Here is a 24,875-nt window from a genome sequence, read left to right on the forward strand (position 1 = left end):
GTCAAGCGGCGTAACTGACCTTGGTCCCGCGCCATTCCGTTCAGTTTTCCAACAGCTCCACCCGGAAGAAGCGAAGCGGATCGGCGACGGGGAAGGCGATTTCGACCAATCCGCCCGCCACCGGGAGGCCTTGGTTTTGCGGGACGTCCCAGGGTGTCCACTGGCTCAGGTCGCCGGACGTGTTGATGCGGAACGAGCGGTTTGCGGGCAACGTGAAGCTCAGCTTCGGTGGTGTCAGTGAAATGTCCGGCCGGAAGGCGCTGGTGCCACTGTGCGGATTGGTGCCGGCAAGGAACTCGTCGCGATTGGAGATGCCATCGCCATCGGCATCTACCCCGGGCTCACCGGATGGGGCGTTGTCGGGCTCAAAGTTTGAAGTACGCCATGCATCGTAGGTCTGACGGCTGGCCAGCTCGCCGTTGATCCAGTTTGTCAGAAGCCCGACGTTGGCGGAGTCGATGACATTGCTGCCGATGGGCGGCATGCGGGTGAAGCCATTGGTCACCGCGACGCGATTCAGGACGATCGAGTGCAAGGTGTCGCCGGGCACCACCAACTTGTTTGCGGCATTGCCGCCGTTGCTGACGGCGTTCCCGTTCACCAGCAGCGTCTGCGCGAGCAACAGCTCCGGCCGGCCATCCCACGACCCCGGTGCGCCGCCACCGGGCTTGTGGCAGTAGGAGCAATTCACCGCGAGGTAGGAGCGGACCTTCGCCTCGGTGGAGACGCCGGTTTCGTCCGGCCGCACGTGGCGGGGCAGCAGGTTCGGCGAACCGGGATTGTTGGTGAAATAACCCTGCTGCTGGAGCGTGGTGAGCTGGCTGCCGGTGAACCCGAGCATGTTACTGTTCAGATTGAGCTGGCGGGTATTGAACGACAGCGCGTGACCCGCTTGCGAGGTGTGGCAGGCCATGCATTCGGCGCGGCTGGGAATGCGGTAGGTCTGCGGCACCTGATTGCCGTTCTGCGTGATGTTGAGCGTGAAGTTCACGCCTCCGTCCTCGACAAGATTGGCCTCTGTTTGTGCATCGTTCCAGCGGTAGCTCACGCCGTAGGCACCGGTGTCGTTCTTCACCAGCACGCGGGTCTCGATGCGCTTCTTGCTCGCTGGCTCGCCGCGCTGCATTTCCATGTCGAAGTGCTTCACCCAGATCGTGCCGGACGGCAGCGTCCAGAGACCGTCCTTCGACCAAGTGAATTGCGAGGTGCCGTTGGGCACCGTCACCCACCGGCTCTTGATGGCGTGATCGCTCCAGAACGGAAGATTCACCGAGTAAGGAACCACGCCGGGCGAGGGTGTCAGATCGGTGAGGTCCGCAAAGAGTCCGGTGGCACTGAGGGTCTCCGGATAGTCCTGGGGCGCGGTGGTCTGGGTGAGGCGCAAGACGCGATTCCCATTCAGGTCCGCGACTAGGATATCCCCGTTGGATGGATCATAGCCGAAGGCTGACACGCCGCCCTCACCCGCGATCCGGGCCGTGCCGGAGCCGTTCAGATTCATCGACCAGATATTGCCCGAGACGTAGTCGCCGAAGATGTATTTGCCGGTGAGCGAGGGGATGTTAGAGCCGCGATAGACCAGACCGCCGGTGACGCAGTTGCCTTGGAAAGTTCCACCGCCGCGACCATAGTTGTAGATCGGCTCTTCGTGATAGAGCGTGTCGAAGTTGGGATGTATCGTTGGATTGGTTAGCCGCGGGCCTTCCTCCAATGCCTCGCGGAATACCCAGCCGTAGTTTCCGCCGCGGGTGATCACATTGATCTCCTCTCGTGCGTTCTGGCCCACATCGCCACACCACAAAGCGCCCGTGACCGGATCGAAAGCCATGCGCCACGGATTACGCAAGCCGGTCGCCCAGAATTCGGTGCGGACCGTGCCCGACACACTGCTGCCATTGTAGAGCCCGCTCCAGTTGCCGCCCTGCGCTGGCAGGACAAAGGGATTCGTCTTCGGAATGGCGAAGCGTGCTAGACCCGAAGTGGTGGGGATCGACAAGGCGTGAGGATTGGGCTCGACGCTCTTGGACATGTCGCGATCGACATCGATGCGAAGAATGCCGGAAAAGAAGTCCTTGTTGATGCGTTGGCTGTTAAAGGTTGGGTCGTCGTTGGCATTTCCCTCGTCGCCGACCGAAATGTAGAGGAACCCATCGGTGGGACCAAATTGCAGCTCACCGCCATTGTGATTTGGGTAGTCGTCAGACTGCTGGATCAGAACGACCTCGCTCGTCGTGTCTGCGGCATTGGGATTGTCGGCCCGGGCAAGGAACCGGGAAACCCGCTGGTGGAGCTGGCCACCGACAAGGACGGAGTAGAAAACGTAGAATTGGCGATTGCTCGCGTAGTTCGGGTGAAAGGCCAGACCCAGCAACCCGCGCTCATCTCCCAGACTGTTCATGTCGTTCGCGAAGTTCGCGCCAATGAGTCCCTTGAGATCGAGGAATGTGGTGGAAGTCGGAACGGCTGCGGTGACATCGGGCACCAGCTTGACGATGCCGGTTTTTTCGAGGATGAACAGACGCTTGGTGTCTCCCCGCGGGGTGGCGAAGCACGTGGGCTGATTGAAATCGAGACCGCCGGTTTCATCATTGAGAATCGGGAAGGCATTCACCAGCGACAGGGCGGTGGAGGGCGGCGTGGCGGGCACATCGAGCAGCGGACCATTCGCGATCTTGAGAGCGTTCTGGATGGTGATGGTCACCGTCGAGATATTCGACACACCGCCGCCACCCCGAACGCGGTAGGAGAGGGAGTCGGTGGTCGCGGCGAGATTGGTATGGGTGTAAAGGATTCGACCATCCGCCTGCACGCTGGCGGAGCCGTTCACCGGAGGTGTGGTGATCTCTACGGTTGAGGGGAGCGCGTGGCCGGTGTCATTGCCCAGCACCGCGATGCCGGCCTTCTTGCCGGGCATCAGTGTCACATTGTCCGCCACGGTGACGGGCACCATGGCGGCATCCGGCCCCGCCTTGCGGCTGGCAATCTGGTCCGTCAGCGACAGTGCTCCGGAATAGAGCCGGAACTCATTGTAGGAAATGTTCGAGTTGCTGTCATCGGTGAACTGGGAGCGGCCGAGCCAGTTGTTCACGTCCTCGATTTGACTGAGGGGAAAGGTGGTGTCGAAGAAGCCAATTTCCACGCCATCGCGATACCAGGTGAAGCGGCCGCCGGTGGCAGGATTGGCGTTGGCCTTGAAGGTCGCCACGAAATGATGCGGCGTTCCCGGAGTGATGAGGAGGGAGTTGTTGTTACCCGTCTCCGCCCCGCCGTTCAGCTTGGCAGCGATACGCTGCTGCGTGAGGTTCAAGTCGCGTTGAACCGCAAACATGAGGTTGTCGCTCGACAGGACTCCGGCGCCAGGATTGGCCGCGGAGTTGGAAATCTCGCCGGTGCCGGACAGGTTGGTGCGGCCGAAATCAAACAGCCGCTGCCACTTCTTCGAGGAAACGACCGTCGCCCAGACCTCCACCGTCAGATCGGTCTTCGACGAAATAATCCCATTGGGCAGGTCGAAATAGGCAGAGATCAATGATGCGCTTGAATTACCCAAGGACGACCCGGGCAAGGTCAGCGCCGTGCCGGTGCGCACGGCCCCGCTCCCGACAATGGTGCCACTCGCGGACGCGATGGAGTCCAGCAAGGGCGTGCCATTGCCGGAGGTGCCGGTTCCATTGAAGGACCACCGGTGGGTGACCGTCTGGGCACCGGCCGTGGCCAGCGAGGCGAGCAAGAAAATGAGCTTCCGGGACATCGGCCGGGACGATAGGCCGATTCTTCGGAAAGGCAAAAGGCTTCCGGTGACAGCTTGTCAGTTTTCGAGGAGTTCCACCCGGAAGAACTTCATTGGATCGGCGTTGGGGAAGGCGACCTCGATCAAACCTCCCGCAGCCGGCAGCCCTTGGTTTTGCGGGATGTCCCACGGAATCCACGAGCCGAGGTCGCCTGACGTCTCGATGCGGAAGGACCGGTTCACTGGCAGGGTGAAGCTCAGCAACGGCGGCGACAGGGATACTTGCGGCTGAAAGAGGCTGGAACCGCTGTTGGGATCCGTGCCGGCAAGGAACTCGTCGTGATTCGAAAATCCATCGCCATCGGCATCGGCCGTGGCTTCGCCGGTGGGGTCATTGTCCGGCTCGAAGTGCGACACGCGCCATGCGGCGTAGTTCTGCCGCGTTGCCAGTTCGCCATTGATCCAGTTCGTGAGCAGCGAGACGTTGGCGGTATCGATGACGTTGGTGCCCAGCGGCGGCATGCGGGTGAAGCCGTTGGTTTCCGCGATCCGGTTGAGGACGATCGAATGGGTGGTGTCTCCGGGGACGACCAGCTTGTTGGCCGGGCTTCCGCCGTTGTTGGTGGCGTTCCCGTTGATCAGGCCGGTTTCTTCCATGGTCAGCTCGGGGCTTCCGTCCCATTCGCCGTTCCCCGTCCCACCCTCTTTGTGACAGTAGGAGCAATTGACGGCCAAGTAGGAGCGAACCCGAGCCTCGAGCGAGTAGGCGCTTTCATCCGGCCGCAGATGGCGTGGCAAGAAATTGGGAGAGCCCGGATTGCTCGCGAGGTAGCCTTGGCCGAAGAGTGTCGAGAGCTGGTTGCCGGTGTGACCCGCCATGTCCGACTCGAGATTGAGCTGCCGCGTATTGAAGGACAGCGCGTGCCCGGCCTGCGGCGTGTGGCAGATCATGCACTCGCCCCGGGCGGGAATGCGCCACGTTTGGGGGACAGAATTCACGCCTTCGGTGATCGCGAGGGGGAAGCTTACACCGCCATCCTCAACCAGATCGGCTTCATTCTGGGCTTCGTTCCACCGGTAGCTTACCCCGTAGGCACCAGCGGCATTCTTCACGAGGACACGGGTCTCGATCCGCTTCTTGCTCGCCGGCACCCCTCGCTGCATTTCCATGTCGAAGTGTTTCACCCAGATGCTGCCGGTTGGCAGACTCCAGGGGCCATCCTCTGACCATGTGAAGGTCGCTGTTGGACTGGGAACAGTGAACCAGCGTTGTTTGATCGCATGGTCGCTCCAGAACGGCAGATTCACGGAGTAGGGGACGAGGCCGGGCGCGGGCGTGAGATTGGCGACACTCGTGAAGAGCCCGGTTTCGCTCAACTTGTCAGGATACGCGGTCCCGGTGGTGCTCGATACGATGCGCAGGATGCGGTTGCCGCTTTCATCCGCGAGCAGGGCATCCTGATTTGAAGGGTCCACGCCGAAGGCAGAGATGCCTCCCTCGCTGAAGATCTTGGTGACCCCGGTGCCGTCCAGATTCATCGACCACACCTTGCCCTCCACGAAGTCCGCAAAGAGATACTTGCCGTAGAGCGAGGCCACCCTTCCTCCGCGATAAACGATGCCGCCGATGATGCAGTCGCCGGTGAAGTCCGCGCCGCCTGTGCTGTGATGGTAGCTGTAAACCGGGTTGATTGGATTGAAGCCGGCGGGCGGGGCGGGGTGGGGGTTTACTTCCCAAGGCCCCTCGAATGGTCCCTCGCGATAGACCCATCCATAGTTCCCGCCCGCTTCCACGCGATTGACCTCCTCGCGCTTCGATCCTCCCACGTCCCCACACCAGAGGTGGCCTGTCACGGGATCAAACGAGAAGCGCCAGGGGTTGCGAAAGCCGACAGCCCACATTTCGCTGCGAACGTAACCCGGAGAGATCGGGTTGCCATTGAAGGTGGTGGCGCCGACAAAGGGATTGTCGGCCGGGACGAGGTATCGAGCCTGCCCGCCGGCATCGCGTTGCACCGCGTCCACATTCAACGGGTCGGAATCGGGATAGGCGGGGTTCGGATTGGGGTTAGGCTGCAAGTTTCCTTCGCGCATATCCACGTCGAGGCGGAAGATCGCGGAAAAGAAATCCCGGTCGATGATCTGGGCGTTGAGTTGCAAATCGTTCTGCTCTCCCTCATCCCCCATGCTGTAGTAGAGGTAGCCGTCCGGTCCAAAGTGAAGATCGCCTCCATTGTGGGTCGACTTTTGATCGAATTGCTGAAGAAGAATATCCTCGCTGGTCTTGACCGCGAGATTCGGATTCACAGCGTCAGCAGTGAAGCGGGACAAGCGGTCGTGCAATTTGTTATCGGCCCCGAATCCAGCACTGTAGGAAATGTAAAAGTGGCGATTCTGCGCATACTGTGGATGGAATGCCAATCCAAGGAGACCCATCTCGGAACTCGAGTTTCCGGTGCGGAGGACCAGGCCCGGCACTGTCAGCAGATCAAGGAACAAAACCTTTGTCGGGCTGGCCGCGGTGACATCCGGGATGACCCAGATCTTCCCACCCTGTTCAACAACGAAAAGCCGCTTGTCATCTCCCGGCGGGGAGGCGAGGCAGACCGGTTCGGTAAAGGCCACGCCTGGAAAGGCATTCACCAACTGCAGGCTCGTTGGCGGAGGCGAAGCTGGAACGTTGAGGGAGGGATTCGGCTGACGCAGCGGCAGCGGATCCGCGAAAGCGGACGCGAGCAAGCAGACTAACAGCGTCGGGTGGGGGAACCGGCACATGGCGCGGAAGGTAGGCAGATCGGGTGCCAGAACAAGATTTTTGAAACGGAACTTGTCGTTGCATTTTGAGATGGCTCTAGGCTCCGGGGCTTGACAATGGGGGCGATGCGAAGGTGCTTCGGCGGCGTGAAAAGCACACGCATCCGCCGGTTCTGCCGCGGCGCCGGGATCCTGGCGCTGGCGGTCGTACTATGGCTGGGCGCGGTCGCGGTGTGGATCGTCGCGTTTGGTGACAGCGATCGCGCGCGGCCATCCGACTGCGCGATCGTGCTCGGAGCGGCCGCCTATGGAAGCAAGCCATCGCCGGTGTTTGCTGAGCGCATCAATCACGCCGTCGCGCTCTATCAGGCTGGGACGGTGAAGCAGCTTCTCTTCACGGGCGGCAGCGTGATCGAAGCGGACCAGGCGGAGAGCGTGGTGGCACGCACTCATGCCCTAGCCGCCGGTGTGCCCGCGGAGGCGATTCTTACCGAGAGTGAATCGCGCACCACGGCGCAGAACCTCCAGCAAGCGAAGCGCGTGATGCAGGAGAATGGACTCAAGAGTGCGGTGATCGTCAGCGATCCGCTGCACCTCAAACGGGCCGCCTCCATGGCCGGGGATCTCGGTATCGATTGCGTGACATCCCCGACGCCGACCTCGCGCTACCGCACATGGAAAGTGAAGGCGGGCTTCCTGGTGCGGGAAGTCTTCTACCTCCACGGCTATTGGTTCACGGGGAAGTGAGAGCTTGCTCAAGCCGCGGCGCGGGAGATCGCAAGACACTGCTTCCGATAGGAACAGAAGCGCACGATCGCCACGACGAGGAAGATCAGGCCGAAGAATGAAATCGCCAGTCCCAATGCGGTGGCTTGGAGAACCGTCCCAACGTGCTGGGTAAGTTCTCCGGTATCGCCGCCTTGAACGGCGAGTTCACCGAACGCCCGCATCATGCCGATCACAGTCACCAGCATTCCACCCAGGGGCGGAAGGATCACGGAAGCCGACGCCCACCAAATCGCCCGCTTCCAGAAGTTCTTTTTCTTAAAGAGATCTGGCAGCGGTCCCTCGACAGTGCTGGGCGGCATGTAGGGCTCGGTCATTGCTTCATCCCTCGGCGTCGTCCTTCTTCACCGCCGGGGCGATGGCGTCGATGATCTCCAGCGCTTCCTTATCCAACGAAGGAGCTTGGAACGCGGCGAGCGAGTCATCGAGCTGCGCCACGGTGCGGGCGCCGATGATGGCGGAGGTGACGGCGCTCTGGCTGAGCACCCAACGCAGGGCGAGATGCTGGAGGCTCATCCCTAGGTCATCCGCGAAGCGATGCAGTGCGCGGATCTTCTCGATCTGCGCTTCCACCTGTGCCGTTTGCAGGAAGCCCTCGGCACGCGCGGCGCGCGAGCCCGCAGGGATGCCATCGACATACTTGCCGGTGAGCATGCCTTGGGCGAGCGGGCTGAAGACGATTGAGCCGATGCCTTTCTCCTCCAGCCAATCGTGGATGCCTTCGGCTTCGGGCCAGCGGTTGAGGATCGAATAAGGCGGCTGATAGATCAGGCAGCGGACGCCCATGTCCTTGAGGATCTTCACCGCCTGCTTGAGCATCTTCGGCGGGTATTTCGAGAGGCCCACGTAGAGTGCCCGGCCGGAGGACACCGCGGTGGCGAGGGCGGACATGGTTTCCTCAAGCCGCGTGTTCTTGTCCGGGCGATGCGAGTAGAAGATGTCCACATAGTCGAGGCGCAAGCGCTTGAGCGACTGGTCGAGCGAAGCGAGGACGTGCTTGCGCGAGCCCCATTCGCCGTAAGGGCCCTGCCACATCTCGTGGCCGGCTTTGGACGAGATGATCAGCTCGTCGCGATGGGCCGAGAAGTCCTCGGCAAGGATGCGGCCGACATTCTCCTCGGCGCTGCCGGGAGGTGGGCCGTAGTTGTTGGCGAGGTCGAAGTGGGTGACGCCGCGATCGAAGGCACGGCGCAGGATGGCACGGGCCTCGTGCTGGTCATCGACGTGGCCGAAGTTGTGCCAGCAGCCGAGTGAAATTTCGGGCAGCAGCAGGCCGGAGTCGCCGCAGCGACGGAAGGGCATGCGGCCATCATAGCGGGTGGGATCGGCGGAGTACATGGAGATTTGGAAATTAAGGAATTGGGAAAATTGGGCGATTGAGGGATCAGAAGGCTGCCTCTCGCGCCGCCTTTTTGAGGAGGTGATTTGGATTGATCACGAACTCGTATTTCAAGCCATCAGGATCGGTGAAGAAGGTGGCGTAGTAGCCGTCGTTGTATTCGGGGCAATCGCAGGGTGCGTCTTCAATGGCGCAAAGTCCTTGTTCGGCCAAGGGGACGAGGACCTCGCGATGGAAGCGATCCACGTCCTCGCGGTCCTCGGCGCAGAAGGCGATGTGGCAATGGTGGCCGAGGGCACCGCGCTGATGCGGCACCGCCTTCAGCGGTTCGAGAACCTGGCAGATGCTGATCTCGTGGGGAGTGTTCAGATCCCAGCGCTTCCAGTCCTCGTAACCGTAGTCCTCGCCGTAGCTGCTATCGTTCAGCTCGTAACCGAGGTAGCGGAACATCGCCGTGTAGAAGGGCGATGAGCGCTCCACGTTCGAGACGTTGATGATCATGTGATGGAGCAGGCCGCGGGAAGACATGAGATCGTAGATGGAAGATGGTGGATCGTAGATGGAAGGCAGGGAATGCGACGGGAGTCTCCCATCTGCCATCTCCCATCTCAAATCCGCCGCAGCGCGGCAATCCGCGTTAGCACCGGTGGATGCGAGTAGTCGAGGAAGACGCGGAAGGGATGGGGCGTCAGGTTGGAGAGGTTTTTGGCGGAGAGCTTTTTTAGCGCCGTGACGAGCGACTCGGGCTTGCCGGTGGCTTTCGCGGCGTATGCGTCGGCTTCGAACTCGTGCTTCCGCGACCATGCCGCCGCGGCAATGCCTAACAGACGACTCACAGGTGCGAAGAGAAGGCCAAACAGCACCAGCCCGACATGGGCGGAAATCGTCTGCACTCCGAAGGCATCGAACAACTCGCGGGAGAACTTCCCGCCGTCGATGACTAGGCCGAGCAGGTAGAAGAGCGCGGCCGCCTGAAGGACGGAAACGGCGAGCCGCTGGATGATGTGGCGGAGCTTGAAGTGGCCGATCTCATGGGCGAGCACCGCAACCAATTCGTCCTGGGTCTGCTCCTCGACCAGCGTGTCGTAGAGCGCGATCTTCTTGGTCTTGCCGAAGCCGGTGAAGAACGCGTTGGCCTTGGTCGAGCGCTTCGAGCCGTCCATGACCGAGATCTCTCCGAGGGGGAAGCCGCATTTCTCCGCCATCGCGTGGATCGCCTGGCGCAGCGGTCCATCGGCCATCGGCGTGAACTTGTTGAACAAGGGCAGGATCAAGGTCGGCGCGAGCCAGGTGAGGAAGAGCTGGAAGGCGACGAAAAAGCCCCAGGCCCACAGCCAGGCGTGGGCGACATTGCCGAAGATCCACAGGATGCCGGCGGCCAGTGGCAGGCCGAGCAAGGCGGCGAGCAGCAGACCCTTGAGTTGGTCGATGACGAAGGTCTTCGGCGTGGTCTTGTTGAAGCCGAATTTTTCCTCGATCACGAAGGTGTCGTAGATCGAGAAGGGGAGATGAAGCAGGGTGTGCCCGAGGAAGAGCAACCCGAGGAAAACAAGGCCTGCCGGGATTTCTCCGGCAATCCATCCGCGGGCAAGTCCATCGAGCCAGCCGAAACCGCCGAGCGTCCAGAAGACCAGCAGCGAGGCCAGCGAGAAGGTCGAGTGGATGATCTCAAACCGCGCCGACTCCCGGGTGTAAGCCTGCGACTGGGCGTAGCGCTCGGCATCGAAGACATCGGCGAATTCCCTCGGCAGATCCGGAGATAGCGCCTTCAGGTTCAGCAGCGTGGCGATAAAATCCAGCTTCCACAGCGCGAATAGCGCCACGAGGATGAGCAGGGCGACGGCGTTCCATTCCATGGGCGGCGAAGGATGTACCGTGGCTGGCGGGGTGGATAGTGGTTTTTGGTGATTTGCGGCCTTCGGTGAAATGGGTCGTATAGGGCTCATGCGACCTATTGTCGGCCTCCTGTGTGCGCTGCTGCCGAGCTGCGCGGCCATCTCAGCCAAGAAACACACCTACGCCCGCGGCGCGGCGGTCCCGGTCAATGGTGCGGAGGTCTCGCTGAGCGTGAAGCCCGAGGGCACGGCGGGCGGCAGCTTTGTGGTCAGTGCGATGGTGGTGTCCGGCGGCATGGCCACGCTGGACGGTCCATTCCGCTGGCGGATCGAGGCGTTGGGGGAAAAGGGGAAGCAGGAACTGCTGGTTGTCCACCGGTTGCACACCGCCACCTCCGTAACCAAACGCGACGAGTGGTATCCTGAGAAACACCTGGGCATGCGGGCCGAATTCCGCCCGGTGAAGGCCGAACCTGGCCGCACCCGCGCCGTTTTTGAGATCCCGGGTCTGCTGGAAGTGAAGCCTCGCGAGGACGGGGCCCTGACGATTTTGGCCGATGTTTCCGTCCAATCAGGCGGCCGGTGGCAGCGGCGGCTTTTGAAGTTCCGGCTCGATCCCGCGGACAAGCGTCAGGACGAGTTCATTTTCCTGCCCGCCGAGATCGTGAAGAGCATTGGTACCGATCCTGCCGATTGGGAAGACCCCGGCTGGGATTGAGCGTTGCCCCCGCCCTCGCCAAGTGCTTCATTTGCCGCAGATCGCCGTGAGTCGTTTCCTATCCCACCTTTTTCTCGGTGCCCTCGCGGCGACCGCTTGCCCGGCGCAGGAACTTGCCGCGGTCGCTGATCCGGGTCTGCCCGGCGGTTCCGCCAGCGATGCCTCGATCTTCACGCGCCGCGACGCACGGGCGATCACCCTGGCGATCCCGGCACCGCGCGGCATGATCGTCGATCGCAATGGCCAGCCCTTTGCGCAGAACCGGGTGGCCTGGCAGCTCGGGATTCAGTACCAGCAATTCGAGAAGGCCGACCGCACATTCGTGGTCGAGTGGGGTAGGGCACGCATCGGCAAGGCCAAGCTGCTGGTCCCCGGTGTGGTCGAGCCCACCGATGACGAGCTGTGGAACCACTACCGCGAGCGCCGCTGGCTGCCGCTGCTCATTTCCACCCACCTCGACAAGGCGCAGAAGGAAAAGATCGAATCCAGCCTAGGGTCGGGTCTCATCCTTCATCCCGTTTACCAGCGCTATTACCCGCATGGCTCCTTGGCCGCACACATCGTCGGCTACACCGGCAGCGTGGGCAAATTGCCGACCGGACCGATCAATTTCAACGAGCCCCTGTGGGAGGAAAGCGAGGGTCGCGCCGGCCTGGAGTATCTCTACAACAAGGAGTTGAGTGGCCAGGCGGGCATGAAGAAGCTGCTCTATGACGAGCACGGTCGCAAATTCCCTGAGGAGCAGCCGAAGCGCCCGCGTCCCGGTGGCAGCGTCGTCACCACCCTGAATCTTGAGTGGCAGATGCACGCCGAGGAGGTGCTCAAGGATCACGCCCGCCGCGGTGCCTTCGTGCTCATCGACGTGAACACGGGCGAGGTGCTGGTGATGGCCTCACGGCCGTCCTTCGACCTGAACGAGTGGATTCCCGGCATCTCCGAGAAGCGGATGAAGGAGCTTGAGGAAGATCCCGCCACGCCGCTTTACGGCCGCGCCTTCCAGTCCGCCTATCCTCCTGGATCCTGCTTCAAGCCGATCGTGGCGATGACCGCGCTCGATACGGGCGAAATCGACCCCGATACCCTCATCGATTGCCCGGGCGCGATCACCATCGGCAACCACACCTTCCACAACCACAACAAGAAGGGTGCGGGAGCGATCAACGTGGTCCAGGCGCTCGCGTCGTCGAACAACATCTGGTTCGGCAAGGTGGGCATGCGGCTTGGCTCGAATACCTTCCTTAATACCGCCCGCCGGTTCGGCTTCGGGGACAAGACCGGCCTGCCCCTGATCGGCGAGAACCCCGGCAACATCCCGACCAACGAGTGGATGCTGGCCGTCGAGAAACGCCGCTTCAAGGACGGCGATGCCTTCAACATGTCGATCGGCCAAGGGCCGGTGCTGGTGACCCCGTTGCAGGTGGCGCAAGCCATGGCCGGCATCGCCAACGGTGGCGTCTTGCCGAAGCTCCATCTGGTCAATCAGGTCCAGGACGCTTACGGCCGCGTCATCAAGCAGGCCATCCCCGAGCGCCGCAACTGGCTGGGCATCGACGCCAAGGCAATCGAGGTCACGCGGGAAGGCATGCGCGAGGTGGTCGATGGTGGCACTGGTCGCTCCGCGGGCCTGAGCTTCGCCGAACTCTGCGGCAAGACGGGCACGGCCCAGTGGAAAATCGCGAACAAGACCAACCTCGCATGGTTCGCCGGCTTCATGCCCTACGACGAGCCACGCTTCGCCTTCGTCGCCGTCTATGAAGGCCGGCCGGGCGAGAATCCCAGCGGTGGCAAGAACGCGGCACCGATCGTGAAGGCGTTCTTCGAGCCCTTGAAAGAGGAGATCAAAGAGATCATCGCACCGGCACCAAAGGCATTGGAAGTCATCGACGAAGCCAACGCGCCCAAGGCGGAGCCGGTCACCGAGGAGGAAGGTGCCGAGGGCGTGATCAAGTCGCCGGACGGCCAACTCTTGGACACGACGCCTGCGCCAAGCGGCAACGAGGCGGAGGTGGAGCCGATCCCACGGGCCTTGGAGGTAGATCCGTCGGAGCTTGAAGAGCCGGTGGAAGAGGAGTGAGGCGAGCGGAACCCGCCTCGCCGACTCCCGGATCGGCGAATTGAACCCGCTCGGGCCGATGTGGCGAAACTCCCTGTTTTCGGGACTGGACGCGGGGTGACTTTGGCGGCAGATACCCAATGCCCCGCAGCGCGGGGCATTTTCACCTACCGACCCAAGTCACCATCATGGACATTCAAATCGCCACTCTTTGCGACTTCGCCGCAGACTATAACGGCAAGCTCGTCATTTCCGGCACCTTCGACACTCTTGCCGCACGCCAGCTTCCGGTCGTCCACCCGAGCTGCAGCCTCGCTCTCCGCTTCTGCTTCACCCCGGAAGATTCCGGCCGTCACAAGCTCTCCATCAACATCATCAATGAAGATGGCGAGTCGCTCGACCCGAAGAACATGCCCATCGAACCCGAGTTCGAAGTGCAGCTTCCAGCGGGCGTTCCCTTCCTGACCCGCAACGTGATCCTGAACCTTCAGGGCCTGCAGTTCCCGAAGGGCGGCATCTACTCGATCGACCTCGGCTGCGACGGCGAATTGCTGATGCGCCTGCCGCTCCGCATCGTTCAGGTCCAGGCTCAGCAGGCTGAACCCGTTGCCTGAAAACGAAAACGTGTCGTTGACCCGTTACTCCTGTGCCCTGGTGTCCGGCGCTTCCGCCGGCATCGGGGCCGAGTTCGCCCGCCAGCTCGCGCCGCATTGCGAAACGCTGGTGATCATCGCCCGCCGTGCGGAGCGCTTGGTCGAGCTGGCCGGCGAGCTCGAAAGGGAGCATCCCGGCCTGCGGGTAATGCCGCTGGAGGCGGATCTCACAGATCCGAATGCGCGGCTGCAGGCCGTGGGCCATCTACTTTCCAAGGGACTCGTTCCCGATCTGCTGGTGAACAATGCCGGCATGGGGGACTACGGCGAGTTCGTCACCTCCGACTGGATGAAGGTCGAGGCGATGCTCCGCTTGAATGTGGAGGCGCTGACCCATCTCACCCATGCCTTGCTGCCATCGATGATCGAACGGAAGAGCGGGGCGATTCTCAATGTCAGTTCCCTGGCGAGCCTGCTGCCGATTCCGGACTTCGCGGTCTATGCCGCGACCAAAGCCTATGTCAGCAGCTTTTCCGAGGCATTGCGCATCGAGGTGCGTGACCACGGCATCCGAGTGATGGCGCTTTGCCCGGGCCCGGTGCACACGGAATTCGGCGAGATCGCCGGACGTCAACCCGGCGCCGATTTCGGTGCGCGGGAGTGGTTCTACGTGCCACAGGAGCAAGTGGTGCGTGAGGGATTGGCCGGTCTGGATTGCGACCGGCCGCGCGTTTATCCCGGTTGGAAGGTTGCTGCCGCCGCGGTGGGGATTTCGCTGCTGCCACTGGCGATTATCCGGCTGGTGATGAGCACGAGACCTCGGAAGTGAGCGTGTGAGGTGAAGGGCTAGGTGGGGTCCTGCGAAATAGGGCCCATGGGACGTATGGGACCTATCCTGACCTCCTCGGGCGCGCCTACTTCCCGCAGCCGCAGTCGTGGCCGCAGCCTTTCTTTTTCTTTCCGCCGCCGGTTGCCTTGCGGGCCAGGAACACGGTTGCCAACAGCACGACGGCCACGGTCGCCCAGGTTTGCCAATCGTTCATCTCAGAGGAACATAGAGGTGATCTGGAACACCGCAAACGCGGCCACCCAGGCGAAGACGCTCATGAAAACCAACTGCCCGACCGCCCACTTCCACGATCCCGCTTCGCGGGCGACCACTGCCGAAGTCGGCAGGCATTGCAGGGCATAGATGTAGAAAACGATCAGGCCCAGCAGCGCGGGCAGGGTAAACATCTTCCGGCCGTCCGGCCAGGTCGCCGCGGCGAGGGTGGTCTGCAGACGGTTCAGCGTTTCATCCTCGTCCTCGCTTTCCTCAACGTGGAATAGCTGGGTCATCGAGCCGACGAAGGCCTCGCGTGCCGCGAAGGAAGTCAGGATCGCCGTGCCCGCCCGTCCGTCGAGGCCGAGCGGCTTCACCAGTGGCTCCACCACCGCACCAACCCGGCCCATCGCACTGTGGGCGAGCTTTTCACCGGGGTCTTCCGACTCAGATTTCGGATAAGTTTTCATTGCCCACAGGATGATGAAAATCGCCAGCAAGATGGTGCCGGCACTCTTCAAGAAGGCTCCGGCGCGTCCGGCCACGTGGCGGAAAATGTAGCGCCACTGGGGTGCGCGGTAGGGCGGAAGTTCCAGCAGGAAATGGGAGGGCGTCTTATCCTCGCCAAGCCGACCGCGGAGGATGCGCGCGACCACCAGCGCGGTGATCGTACCCGTCACGTAGATGGCCGAAAAGACCAGTGCCTTCTGTAGCCCGGTCATGTCCGAAAGCAAAAGGGGGACGAGCGTCAGATAAACTGGCAGCCGCGCCGAGCAACTCATCCATGGCGCGACGAAAATCGTCACGAGTCGCTCCTTTGCTGAGTCAATCGTGCGGGTCGCCATGACGCCGGGAATGGCGCAGGCATACGAGCTTAAAAGGGGCAGGAAGGCCTTGCCGCTCATACCCGCCTTCGCCATCACGCCATCCATCAGGAACGCGGCACGCGCCATGTAGCCTGAGCTTTCCAGCAGGCCGATGAAGAAGAACAGCAGCACGATCTGCGGCAAGAAGACGAGCACGCCTTCGCCCACGCCGGTGACAATCCCGTCTGCCAGCAGCGAGCGGAAGTCGCCCTCGCTCATCGAGGCATTGACCCAGTCACGCACCACGCCGGTGCCGTCCTCGATCCAGCCCATCGGGATTTCGGCAATGGAAAAGATCGTCCAGAAAATGCCGATCATGATCGCCGCAAAGGCGAGCCATCCGCAGAACGGGTGCAGCAACCAGGCATCGAGCTTATCGGAAAGCGTCGCGGTGTGAGTGTCCGGCCGGCGCGCGGCGATCTCGCAAATTTGCAACGCGCGTGTCTGCCGCTCTTCCGCGGTCCATCCCGGTGAGGCCGGGTGGGGGAAGGGGTGTCGCAGCGCTTGTTTCAGTTCCACGATGCCCTTGCCGGCATTCGCCTGGATCGGCACCACCGGTACGCCGCCGAGTTCCTCGGAGAGCTTCTGTGGATCGAGCCGCAGGCCGGCCTTTTCCGCGACGTCCACCATGTTCAGGGCGATGACGACGGGCAGGCCGAGTTCGATCACCTGCATCGCCAGCACCAGATGGCGCTCCAGATTCGAGGCATCGACCACGCAGACGACCAGATCCGGCCGCGCTTCACCCTCGATCTCGCCGAGCAGCGTCTTGCGGGCGATCTGCTGGTCCGGGCTGCCACCGTCGAGCGCGTAGCAGCCGGGGAGATCGACCAGCCGGAGCTTGTTGCCGTGCGGGGTGAAGAACTCCCCGCTTTTGCGCTCTACCGTGACGCCGGCGTAGTTGCCGACCTGCTGGTTGGCACCGGTGAGGGCGTTGAAGAGCGTGGTTTTCCCGGCGTTGGGGTTGCCGGCGAGGGCGACGGTTTCAAGGGAACCGGACATCGTAAAATCAATCAGGCGACGGCGACCATCACCTGGCTGGCCAGCTCGCGGCTGAGCGCGAGCCGGGTTCCGCACACGGAACAGATCAAATTGCGGCCATCGGCCAGCTTGCGGACTTGCAGGGTTTCGCAGAAGCCCAGCTTGCGGAGCTGCTCACAGGCCGGCCCGTTGAGGAACTTGATCTGGAAATCACACCCCACCTTGGCCTGGCTCAAACTGAGCAGGCTGTCGGTCTCCAATTCATTGGCCTTCGCAAGCGCCATCGCTGTCTAGATTCCTGCAATTGAGATGGATTTGCAACAGCATTTCCCGCATTTGTCACGGTCTCGTCAGAATCGACCTTCCCGACACCGACGCTTTGGCGAGCTTGGGATTTCAAACCTCCGAAATCGCGTTCATGCTCAAGGGCATGGAGCCACCCGCCGACTCCCAATTCGAAGTGGCAAAAATTCCGCTCGGGGTTCGGCTGACGATTTGGTTCCTGCGGGGATTCTTCATCCTCATGATATTCCCGCTACTGGGATCCGGCTTCGCGGCCTTCATGACTCTGATCTCTGGAGCCGTCTCGGAGTCGCCCGCTGGCGAGGCGATCATCCTCGGCGTGATTGGCTTGGGGAGTTTCGTGGTGACGCTGACCATGACCAACGGGGCGGTCTGGCTGGACGGCCACTTGAGCCGCACTTCACGTCCCTTCGCATCCGCCGGAGGGCAGACGCGGCCGATGCACCCGGCCCGGCAACTGTTTCTTCCCCCCACGACCATCGTGGTGCTCTATGGCTCTGCCGCCGTGGCGCTGTGGATTCCCGACCATCTGGATGCGGAGCCGGAGCGCAACTTCATCTGGCCTGTCGTGTGGATTGGCGTGGCGGTGGCGGCCACGTTCCTGAGGCGTTACTTGAAGGCGAAATTCCCCGGGTAGGGAACTGACTGCTGACGTGGACGGACTGACCCTAGAACCGGAAGTAGCGGCTCGCGTTTCCGCTGCACACGTCGGCCACCAATTTCGACAGGGCTTCGAAGTCGTCCGGCAGTTCGCCGCGGTCGGCTTCGCTGCCGATCAGGTTGCAGAGGATACGGCGGAAATACTCGTGGCGAGGGAAGGACAGGAACGACCGCGAGTCGGTGAGCATGCCGACGAAGCGCGAGAGCAGGCCGGTGGAGGATAGCGCGTTGAGCTGGAGTTCCATGCCGTCCTTCTGATCGAGGAACCACCAGCCGCTGCCGAACTGGATCTTGCCCGCCACGGTGCCGTCCTGGAAGGCCCCGGTCATCGCGGCGAAGAGGTAATTGTCGCGCGGATTGATGTTGTAGAGGATGACCTGCGGAAGGCTGCCTTGTTGGGCGAGCGTGCCGAGGTAAGTGATCAGCGCCGCGCCCTGGCGTTCGTCGCCGATGGTGTCGAAGCCGGCATCCGGGCCGAGCAGGTCGAACATCCGCGGATTGACGTTGCGGAAGGGGCCGAGGTGAAGCTGCTTGGTCCAACCCTTCGCCGCATCCTGCTGGCCAAAGAAGACCATCAAGAAGAAGGTGAACTTCTCCTTCTCCTCCGCCGTGACCGGCAGGCCGCGCCGGGCCTTGTCGAAGATGATGGAGGCATCCGCGTCGTCGCAGGGCAGCGCGGGGCAGCGCTCGAGTCCATGATCGGATAGCCGGCAGCCGGCCGCGTGGAAGTCATCGTGGCGCTTTTGCAAGGCCTGCAACAGGTCGGAGACGTGATGGATGCTCGTGTCGGTGATTTCCTCGAGCTTCTCGATCCACGCGTTGAACGCCTTCGGCTGATCGACCGCGAACGCCTTGTCGGGACGGAAGGTCGGCAGCACCTTGGTCCTCAACGGGCTGAAGGCGATCGTCTCGTGATGATCCAGCGGATCCGCCGGATCGTCGGTGGTGCCGACCATGGTCACCCGGAACTTTTCCAAGATGCCGTGGACGCAGAAGTCCGGCTCAGCGAGGCGCGAGTTGGCCTTATCCCAAATCTCGTCGGCGGTCGCCGGGCTCAGCAACGTATCGATCCCAAAGTAGCGGCGCAGCTCAAGGTGCGTCCAGTGGTGGATTGGATTGCGCAAGGTGTAGGGCACGGTCTCCGCCCATGCCTGAAACTTCTCTCGCGGCGATGCGGCACCGGTAATGTATTCCTCGTCGACGCCATTGGCGCGTAGGAGACGCCACTTGTAATGGTCGCCGCCCAGCCAGATGTCGGCGAGGTTCTCCCAGCGGTGGTTGGTGGCGATCTCCTTCGGCGAAAGGTGGCAGTGGTAGTCGTAGATCGGCTGGTCCTTCGCCACTTCATGGAACAGACGGCGGGCGGTCGGCGAGTGGAGGAGGAACGATTCGTCGTCGAGATAGGCCATGGCAATGCGCGAACCATGGCAGGATGCCCGATCCCGGCAAGGCGATCCTTGCCAGAGTTGTCATACAGGCAGGGAATAGGTCCCGTGGGTCCCATGGGACCTATACTCACCCGTGGCGGGCATGGTGGACCTGCCCGTGGCCGTGATCGTGGTGATGCCGATGCCCGGCCTCGTGGCAATGGTCGCAGCGGACCCAGCCGGAGGTGCCATCGGCGAAGTGTTCCTTTTTCCAGATCGGCACCCGGAACTTCACCTCGTCGATGATATAGCGGCAGGCATCAAAGGCGGCGTCGCGATGCGCGGCGGCGACGATCACCCCGACGGCCAGCTCGCCGATGGCCAGGCTGCCGACGCGATGTTGGCAGCGTGCATGGAGGATCTCGAAGCGCTCACGTGCCTCGTGGACGATACGGGTGCCCTCCTTCTCCGCCAAACTACGATAAGCCTCGTACTCGAGCGATAGCACGGCCTGCCCCTGGTGGTGATTCCGCACCCAGCCTTCGAAGGAACAGAAGCCGCCGGCCGCGGGATCGAGGATGCTTTCCCGCAGTGCGTGCGGATCGATGGGATCGGTGACAATGGCAAACATGGCTTAGCCTCCGGCGACGGGTGGGATGAAAACAATCTCGTCGCCATCGGAAATCAAGTCGTCCCACGTGCAGAAGTCGCCATTGCGGGCGGCGCGCAGGCTGCCGATTTCCAAGGGCAGGCGATGGCGGAACCGCAGCTCTTCGTAGAGTCCGGCGGGGGTGCAGGCGAGGGTCTCGACCTGCTCCTCATCGAGCCCGCGGGATTCGCGGAGCTTGGCGAAGTAGAGCACGTGCATGATTTTCGGCATCACACCGTGTTGCAGCTTGGCGAAGCACTCAGCGAGCTCTTGGGGCGTGTTGGCATTGTCGAGCGCCGCGGCGTGGGGCAACTCGAGCACCAGGGGGTCGAGCGATTCGAGGAAGCGCCGCGCGCAATGATCGCCACGGCCCAGCGCTTCGGCCGCCTGCGAAATACCAGAAACCTCGTAGATCGCGCAGAGCGGCTCGGGCCTGCCGTCGATGCGGTTGGCGAAGCAGGTCGCGCTACGATTTGGGTCACGATGCGAAAGCAGGTGAGTCACGGTTGTTTCATCCAGCAGGAACAGGTCGCAGCCGAGCACCAACACCGGTCCGTCGGGCTTCCTTGCGTGGATGGCGGCCAGTGCCGCGAGCGGGCCGCCGCCGGCCACTTCATCGGTCACGACCGGCAGATCGACTGGAGGAGCGGAATCATCGCGCATCGAGAGGAAGACTTCGCCGCCAGTCAGCTTGGCGAGCCGCGCCAGCCAATCGATCTGGAGAATGCCATCCGGGCGCTCGATGGTGGCCTTGTCGCGGCCCATGCGCTGGCTCTTGCCGCCGATGAGGATTAGGGTGGTCATTTGCAGAAAATGGAACCGCCAAGACGCCAAGTTCGCCAAGTGTAGGCTTTCTCAAAACTTGGCGAACTTTGCGGCTTGGCGGTCAATTTATTCATTGGCTCGATAGTCGCTCTTGCCACCGGTTTTTTCCAACAGCTTGACGCCGTGGATGACCATCGCGGGATCGAGTGCCTTGCACATGTCGTAGAAGGCCAGCGCCGCGATGCTCGCGCCGGTTAGAGCCTCCATCTCGATGCCAGTCTTGCCGGTGGTCTTGCAGGTGCAGCGGATGAGTGCCTCGCGGCCTTCGAATGCGACCTCGAACTTGCACGAGTCCAGCGACAGCGGATGACAGAGCGGGATCAGCGAGGAGGTCTGCTTCGCGCCCATCGTTCCGGCGAGGATGGCCGTCTGGAATACCGGCCCTTTTTTCGAGATGAAATCGCGACCATCGAATTGCGCGGCCACGGCCTCGTTCACCGTGACCCGGGCCTCGGCAGTGGCTATGCGAACGGTGACCTCTTTCGCCGAAACATCGACCATCGCGGCTTGGTTTTGCTGGTTGACGTGGGAAAGAGACACGGGGAATTGACGATTGATTATTGAGAATTGGGGAATGGGAAGAACGAGAGCTCTGCCGGGTCGGCCGCGGGAGGAACTTCCACGATGCCGCACGAACCTGCCACCGAAATGAAATCGCCGGAGTTCGACGGAGGACGAGCGAGCAGTGTGCCATCGGGGCCCGCCGCGACGGTCAGCAGCCATGAGAACTTCGGCAGTGGAACGGGAGCCTCATTCATGCGGACTTTCATGGGCAGGAATTCCCGACCCTCCAAGCGCGAGAGCGCCGGTAGCACGTGACGGGTGAAGGTGGCGAGCACCGACACGGGATTGCCCGGCAACGCGAACACGACGGGCGGCCCCGGCCAGAAAGCCAGCGGCTTGCCCGGACGTTGCTCGACGCCGTGAAAGGCGGGCTTGCCGAGGCGTTCCTCTAACAAGCCGCGGATGAAGTCCTTCTTGCCCTTCGAGATCCCGCCGCAGATGAGCAGCACGTCGCACTTCGCCAATGCCTCATCGAGTTGCCGGCCACACACGGCCGGATCGTCGGGCGCATGATCGTGGAAAACGATGGCGTTGCCGCGGCGGGCGAGCATGGCTTCCAGCATCGGGCCATTCGAACGCCGGATCTCCCATGCACGCGGCACCACATCTGAAGGTACGGCCTCGTCTCCGGTGGAAAGAATGGCCACGTTTGCTCGGCGAAAGACCTCGATCTTCTCCAGACCCACCGAGGCCGCGATGGCGACTTCCACCGGGCCGATCGTGCTGCTCGCATCTACTAGCACCGTGCCGGACGCTGCATCGCTGCCAGCTTCATGGATGAATTGCCCCTTCTTGAATCCCGGCCTCGGACGACCGGCTTCGAGATCCTCATAAGGCACTACGGTGTCGCAGTCATCCGGCACGATCGCGCCGGTCATGATCTCCCATGCATGTCCCGATGGCAGCGCAACCGGTGGCGGGTCACCGGCGGCGTGCAAGCCGGCAAGGATGACAGGCCCGGTCGAGGGCAAGAAGTCCGCGGCGAATGCAAAGCCGTCCATCATTGCCCGGCGATAGGGAGGAAAGGCACGGTCGGCCACCAGTGCGGTCGCCAAGGTGCGGCCGAGGGAATCCGCGAGCGTCGCGGATTCCGTCCCGAGCGGGCGCAATGACGAGGTCAGGGCGTCGGCTTCGGCGAGGGTCATCAGGCGGTCCACACCGGAGGTTGTGCCACCCGGCGGCTCGGGATGTCCAGTCACGCCGTTCCGTTGTGTGAGCCCCGGGAAACGGGTCAAGCTCAGGCGACGCCCCGGCTGGAGAGCTGGATCGGATTGCCTTCGGGGTCCTTGGTGTCGGCGAAGGAGAAGCCGTTCCAATCGTGGACCTTGCCGAATTTCAGGCCCTCGCGGGTCAATCGCTCCACCTCGGCACGAACATCGCGGACCGAGAAGACGATCTTCGCACGGGATTGCGCGTGGGCACCCTCGGGGAGCTTTCCGCGATGCAGGGCGAGATTGCAGCCTCCGGCACGGAGCTCGATCCAGCCGTCTTCGGCGGGTTCCAGCGGTTCGAGCCCGAAGTGCTGCTCGTAGAAGGCTGCCACTTTGGGGACGTCTGCGACGAAGAGGATGATGCGGCCGATATGCGCGGGCATGGGAGAGGTCGATACCGAGTTATGACTGCGAGCTCAAGGCCCCGGTGGCACGCCAGCGCCGCCACAGCCACCCGCTCAGAAGTCCGGCGGCCAATCCCGGCCACAAGGTCACATCGCCGTTCCAAAGGATCAGCTTCGCGTAAAGGGTGATGACAAGAACCAGCGCGGCGACCATGCGGGAGAACGTCCCTTCCAAAGTCAGCAACGCGTGGACGGCGAACCACGCATGGCCAGAGACCGGCGGTTGACCCGTGAGGGGGCGGGCGAGACACAGCATTGCCACCACGAGATCGACCGCGAGCGCTCGACGGCCGATGGTTCGCATCCCCAGCCGCTCGGCAATGAAGGCACCGGCCAAGGCGGCCGCGGGCGTGTAATACCAGAGCCGATAGTGCGCTGCCTCCCCTTCGTAAAAGATCGCGGCATATGCCGCGGTCGCCCCGGCAAGAGCGACGGCGGCTATCGCTGGAGCGGTGCGTTTCACGCCGCCCGATACGGAGGCGAGGCGTGGGGATCTTCCGCAGTGACCTGCTGACCGGTTGCATTTTCACGGCGGCAGTCCAGCCTGCACACCATGAAAGCCATCTTGAAGTTCGTCGCGGTGATCGTCATCGGTCTCGCCCATTCTCTCTCCGCGGCGGAGGAGGACAAGCGCATCAAGGAGGTCTCCGACCTTTCCTCTGTCTTCTGGACCGCAATGACGTCGGACAAGATTCCAGAGGCGAAAAAGAGCCTGTTCGTTAAGGAAGACGATCCCGAAATCGCGAGTTCCGACGCGATCTCCAAGAGGGTGGCGGAAGAGTTCGAAGAACTGAGCGCCCGTGTGAAGGAAATGGGGCAGGAGAAATCCGAGGGTCATCGCTTCGGCGAGGTCAAGGAGATCAAGGTCGGGAAGATCGAGGATCAGGGTGGTCGAGTGGTGGCCTCCGTCACCTTGATGGTGTGGGAGCCGCTCGAGAAGGAATTCGAGAAGGTGACCATCACGTGGTTCCAAACTCCCAAGGCCGGGTGGAAGCTGATCGATCTCTAGCGCTTCCTTCCGCTAACCCGTTGGGCAACAGGGTTCATCAGCCTCCTGAGACCTTTTCATTTTCCGAATCCGCCATTCGCGGCCATGGTGCCGCCGTGAGCCAACCGGTGGATCGACTCGGGCGCGGCGTGCGGGATCTGCGGATCTCGCTGACCGACCGTTGCAATTTCCGCTGCCGCTACTGCATGCCGGTCGAGGTCTTCGGACCGGGGTATCGCTTCCTGCCGCGTGAGGACCTGCTGAGCTTCGAGGAAATCGTGCGGTTGACCCAGCTGCTGGTCCCGCTGGGAGTGGAAAAGGTCCGCCTGACCGGCGGCGAGCCCTTGCTCCGACGCGGTGCCGAGGATCTGGTGGCAATGCTTTCTTCGATCGACGGGGTGAGGGACATCGCGATCACCACGAATGGCGTGCTGCTCGCTCACCATGCCGAGGCACTGGCCTTGGCGGGGCTGAGCCGGGTGACGGTCAGCCTCGATGCCATGGATGGGGAGATTTTCGCCCGCATGAACGGCGTGGGAGCGAAGGTCGACCGCGTGCTGGCCGGCATCAATGCGGCGCAAACCTATGGGCTGAAAGTGAAGGTGAACGCCGTCATCCAGCGCGGGGTGAACGAAGGCGAGATCCTACCCTTGGCCCGCTGGGCGAAGGCGCAGGGCGTCGATCTACGATACATCGAGTACATGGACGTCGGCGAGACCAACGGCTGGAAGCTGGCCGAGGTGGTGCCGGCAGCGGAGTTGCTGGAGATCCTGTCCACGGAGTTCGATCTGGCACCTCGCGATCCGGCGTATCGGGGTGAGGTGGCGGCGCATTGGCGGCATCGCGACGGGGCGGGGGAAATCGGGGTGATCGCCTCGGTGACGCGGCCGTTTTGCCGGGATTGCCAGCGGCTGCGATTGTCGGCGGACGGCAAGTTTTTCACGTGTCTGTTTGCCGCGGATGGGCACGACATCCGCGCGCTGCTCAGAGGCGGGGCGGAAGACGAAGTGCTTCAAGCTGCCGTTCGCGGGCTCTGGTCGGTTCGGGAGGACCGCTATTCGGAAGAGCGAGGTCTGGTCCCGCACCCGAAGGCGGAGATGAGCTACCTCGGTGGATGACTTGAAGATCCGATGTATTTACGACACGGGCTCAACCCGCCTGCCTTATTGAAAAGCTGCTGGCCAATGGCGCGAGGCGGGAGTTAGAT

At 62.5% G+C, this 24,875-nt stretch carries 24 protein-coding genes; 8 read left to right on the plus strand and 16 right to left on the minus strand.

Features of this window, described 5'->3' with window-relative positions; genetic code table 11:
- Positions 1-40 precede the first annotated feature (40 nt).
- Both OKA05_RS02470 and OKA05_RS02475 read right to left on the minus strand, forming a co-directional pair.
- Positions 41-3,751 (minus strand): PQQ-dependent sugar dehydrogenase, encoded by a 3,711-nt coding sequence (locus OKA05_RS02470; RefSeq protein ID WP_264485507.1) that lies wholly within the window; start codon positions 3,749-3,751, stop codon positions 41-43.
- Between the two features lie 57 nt (positions 3,752-3,808).
- On the minus strand, positions 3,809-6,505 hold the full coding sequence (locus OKA05_RS02475) for a PQQ-dependent sugar dehydrogenase (protein WP_264485508.1): 2,697 nt from the start codon (positions 6,503-6,505) through the stop codon (positions 3,809-3,811).
- 105 nt (positions 6,506-6,610) lie between these two features.
- Here OKA05_RS02475 and OKA05_RS02480 point away from each other — a divergent pair, with 105 nt between their 5' ends.
- Positions 6,611-7,231, plus strand: a complete 621-nt coding sequence (locus tag OKA05_RS02480) for a YdcF family protein (protein ID WP_439331375.1) — start codon at positions 6,611-6,613, stop codon at positions 7,229-7,231.
- 8 nt (positions 7,232-7,239) lie between these two features.
- Here OKA05_RS02480 and OKA05_RS02485 read toward each other — a convergent pair whose 3' ends face one another.
- The 4 genes from OKA05_RS02485 to OKA05_RS02500 form a co-directional block, all read right to left on the minus strand.
- Positions 7,240-7,587: a MotA/TolQ/ExbB proton channel family protein gene (locus tag OKA05_RS02485; RefSeq protein WP_264485510.1), complete on the minus strand. Its 348-nt coding sequence runs from the start codon at positions 7,585-7,587 to the stop codon at positions 7,240-7,242.
- A 4-nt stretch (positions 7,588-7,591) separates the two neighbouring features.
- Positions 7,592-8,608 (minus strand): aldo/keto reductase, encoded by a 1,017-nt coding sequence (locus OKA05_RS02490; RefSeq protein WP_264485511.1) that lies wholly within the window; start codon positions 8,606-8,608, stop codon positions 7,592-7,594.
- 46 nt (positions 8,609-8,654) lie between these two features.
- Positions 8,655-9,137 (minus strand): VOC family protein, encoded by a 483-nt coding sequence (locus OKA05_RS02495; protein WP_264485512.1) that lies wholly within the window; start codon positions 9,135-9,137, stop codon positions 8,655-8,657.
- An 80-nt stretch (positions 9,138-9,217) separates the two neighbouring features.
- A complete protein-coding gene (locus OKA05_RS02500; protein ID WP_264485513.1) occupies positions 9,218-10,465 on the minus strand; it encodes a M48 family metallopeptidase in 1,248 nt (415 codons plus the stop codon).
- An 88-nt stretch (positions 10,466-10,553) separates the two neighbouring features.
- Between OKA05_RS02500 and OKA05_RS02505 the strand changes: the two genes are divergently transcribed.
- The 4 genes from OKA05_RS02505 to OKA05_RS02520 all read left to right on the plus strand — a co-directional run bounded on the left by OKA05_RS02505 (position 10,554) and on the right by OKA05_RS02520 (position 14,637).
- A complete protein-coding gene (locus OKA05_RS02505; RefSeq protein WP_264485514.1) occupies positions 10,554-11,162 on the plus strand; it encodes a hypothetical protein in 609 nt (202 codons plus the stop codon).
- A gap of 46 nt (positions 11,163-11,208) precedes the next feature.
- Positions 11,209-13,236 carry a peptidoglycan D,D-transpeptidase FtsI family protein gene (locus OKA05_RS02510; protein WP_264485515.1) on the plus strand — a complete coding sequence of 676 codons (2,028 nt, stop codon included), beginning with the start codon at positions 11,209-11,211 and terminating at the stop codon, positions 13,234-13,236.
- 167 nt (positions 13,237-13,403) lie between these two features.
- Positions 13,404-13,829 (plus strand): DUF6941 family protein, encoded by a 426-nt coding sequence (locus tag OKA05_RS02515; protein WP_264485516.1) that lies wholly within the window; start codon positions 13,404-13,406, stop codon positions 13,827-13,829.
- A gap of 10 nt (positions 13,830-13,839) precedes the next feature.
- The gene (locus OKA05_RS02520; protein ID WP_264485517.1) at positions 13,840-14,637 is read left to right on the plus strand and encodes an SDR family NAD(P)-dependent oxidoreductase; all 798 of its coding nucleotides are present in this window, start codon (positions 13,840-13,842) and stop codon (positions 14,635-14,637) included.
- An 85-nt stretch (positions 14,638-14,722) separates the two neighbouring features.
- On the opposite strand, the gene OKA05_RS02525 is transcribed toward OKA05_RS02520, so the two are convergent.
- The 3 genes from OKA05_RS02525 to OKA05_RS02535 are packed head-to-tail and all read right to left on the minus strand — an operon-like array spanning position 14,723 to position 16,981.
- Positions 14,723-14,851, minus strand: coding sequence for a hypothetical protein (locus OKA05_RS02525; RefSeq protein WP_264485518.1), 129 nt, complete (start codon positions 14,849-14,851; stop codon positions 14,723-14,725).
- Between the two features lies 1 nt (position 14,852).
- Positions 14,853-16,718, minus strand: a complete 1,866-nt coding sequence (gene feoB, locus OKA05_RS02530; RefSeq protein ID WP_264485519.1) for a ferrous iron transporter B — start codon at positions 16,716-16,718, stop codon at positions 14,853-14,855.
- 11 nt (positions 16,719-16,729) lie between these two features.
- Complete coding sequence (locus OKA05_RS02535; RefSeq protein WP_264485520.1) at positions 16,730-16,981, minus strand: FeoA family protein; 252 nt, start codon at positions 16,979-16,981, stop codon at positions 16,730-16,732.
- 239 nt (positions 16,982-17,220) lie between these two features.
- On the opposite strand from OKA05_RS02535, the gene OKA05_RS02540 reads away from it, so the two are divergent.
- Positions 17,221-17,637: a hypothetical protein gene (locus OKA05_RS02540; RefSeq protein WP_264485521.1), complete on the plus strand. Its 417-nt coding sequence runs from the start codon at positions 17,221-17,223 to the stop codon at positions 17,635-17,637.
- A 31-nt stretch (positions 17,638-17,668) separates the two neighbouring features.
- Here the strand turns inward: OKA05_RS02540 and uxaC are convergent, their stop codons facing one another.
- From uxaC to OKA05_RS02575, 7 genes are all read right to left on the minus strand, one after another.
- Positions 17,669-19,069: a glucuronate isomerase gene (gene uxaC, locus OKA05_RS02545; RefSeq protein ID WP_264485522.1), complete on the minus strand. Its 1,401-nt coding sequence runs from the start codon at positions 19,067-19,069 to the stop codon at positions 17,669-17,671.
- A gap of 106 nt (positions 19,070-19,175) precedes the next feature.
- Positions 19,176-19,658, minus strand: coding sequence for a molybdenum cofactor biosynthesis protein MoaE (locus OKA05_RS02550; protein WP_264485523.1), 483 nt, complete (start codon positions 19,656-19,658; stop codon positions 19,176-19,178).
- A gap of 3 nt (positions 19,659-19,661) precedes the next feature.
- Positions 19,662-20,480, minus strand: coding sequence for an NTP transferase domain-containing protein (locus OKA05_RS02555; protein WP_264485524.1), 819 nt, complete (start codon positions 20,478-20,480; stop codon positions 19,662-19,664).
- A gap of 87 nt (positions 20,481-20,567) precedes the next feature.
- Entirely contained in the window at positions 20,568-21,041 is a 474-nt protein-coding gene (gene moaC / locus OKA05_RS02560) for a cyclic pyranopterin monophosphate synthase MoaC (RefSeq protein WP_264485525.1), read from the minus strand.
- A 17-nt stretch (positions 21,042-21,058) separates the two neighbouring features.
- On the minus strand, positions 21,059-22,264 hold the full coding sequence (locus tag OKA05_RS02565) for a molybdopterin molybdotransferase MoeA (protein ID WP_264485526.1): 1,206 nt from the start codon (positions 22,262-22,264) through the stop codon (positions 21,059-21,061).
- Between the two features lie 38 nt (positions 22,265-22,302).
- Positions 22,303-22,659, minus strand: coding sequence for a VOC family protein (locus tag OKA05_RS02570; protein WP_264485527.1), 357 nt, complete (start codon positions 22,657-22,659; stop codon positions 22,303-22,305).
- A gap of 19 nt (positions 22,660-22,678) precedes the next feature.
- A complete protein-coding gene (locus OKA05_RS02575) occupies positions 22,679-23,143 on the minus strand; it encodes a hypothetical protein (RefSeq protein ID WP_264485528.1) in 465 nt (154 codons plus the stop codon).
- Between the two features lie 90 nt (positions 23,144-23,233).
- Here OKA05_RS02575 and OKA05_RS02580 point away from each other — a divergent pair, with 90 nt between their 5' ends.
- Complete coding sequence (locus OKA05_RS02580) at positions 23,234-23,689, plus strand: hypothetical protein (RefSeq protein WP_264485529.1); 456 nt, start codon at positions 23,234-23,236, stop codon at positions 23,687-23,689.
- Between the two features lie 95 nt (positions 23,690-23,784).
- Positions 23,785-24,786 carry a GTP 3',8-cyclase MoaA gene (moaA, locus tag OKA05_RS02585; protein ID WP_264485530.1) on the plus strand — a complete coding sequence of 334 codons (1,002 nt, stop codon included), beginning with the start codon at positions 23,785-23,787 and terminating at the stop codon, positions 24,784-24,786.
- Positions 24,787-24,875: the final 89 nt, after the last annotated feature.

This window comes from Luteolibacter arcticus (genome assembly GCF_025950235.1).
In the GTDB taxonomy this organism is placed as follows: domain Bacteria; phylum Verrucomicrobiota; class Verrucomicrobiia; order Verrucomicrobiales; family Akkermansiaceae; genus Haloferula; species Haloferula arctica.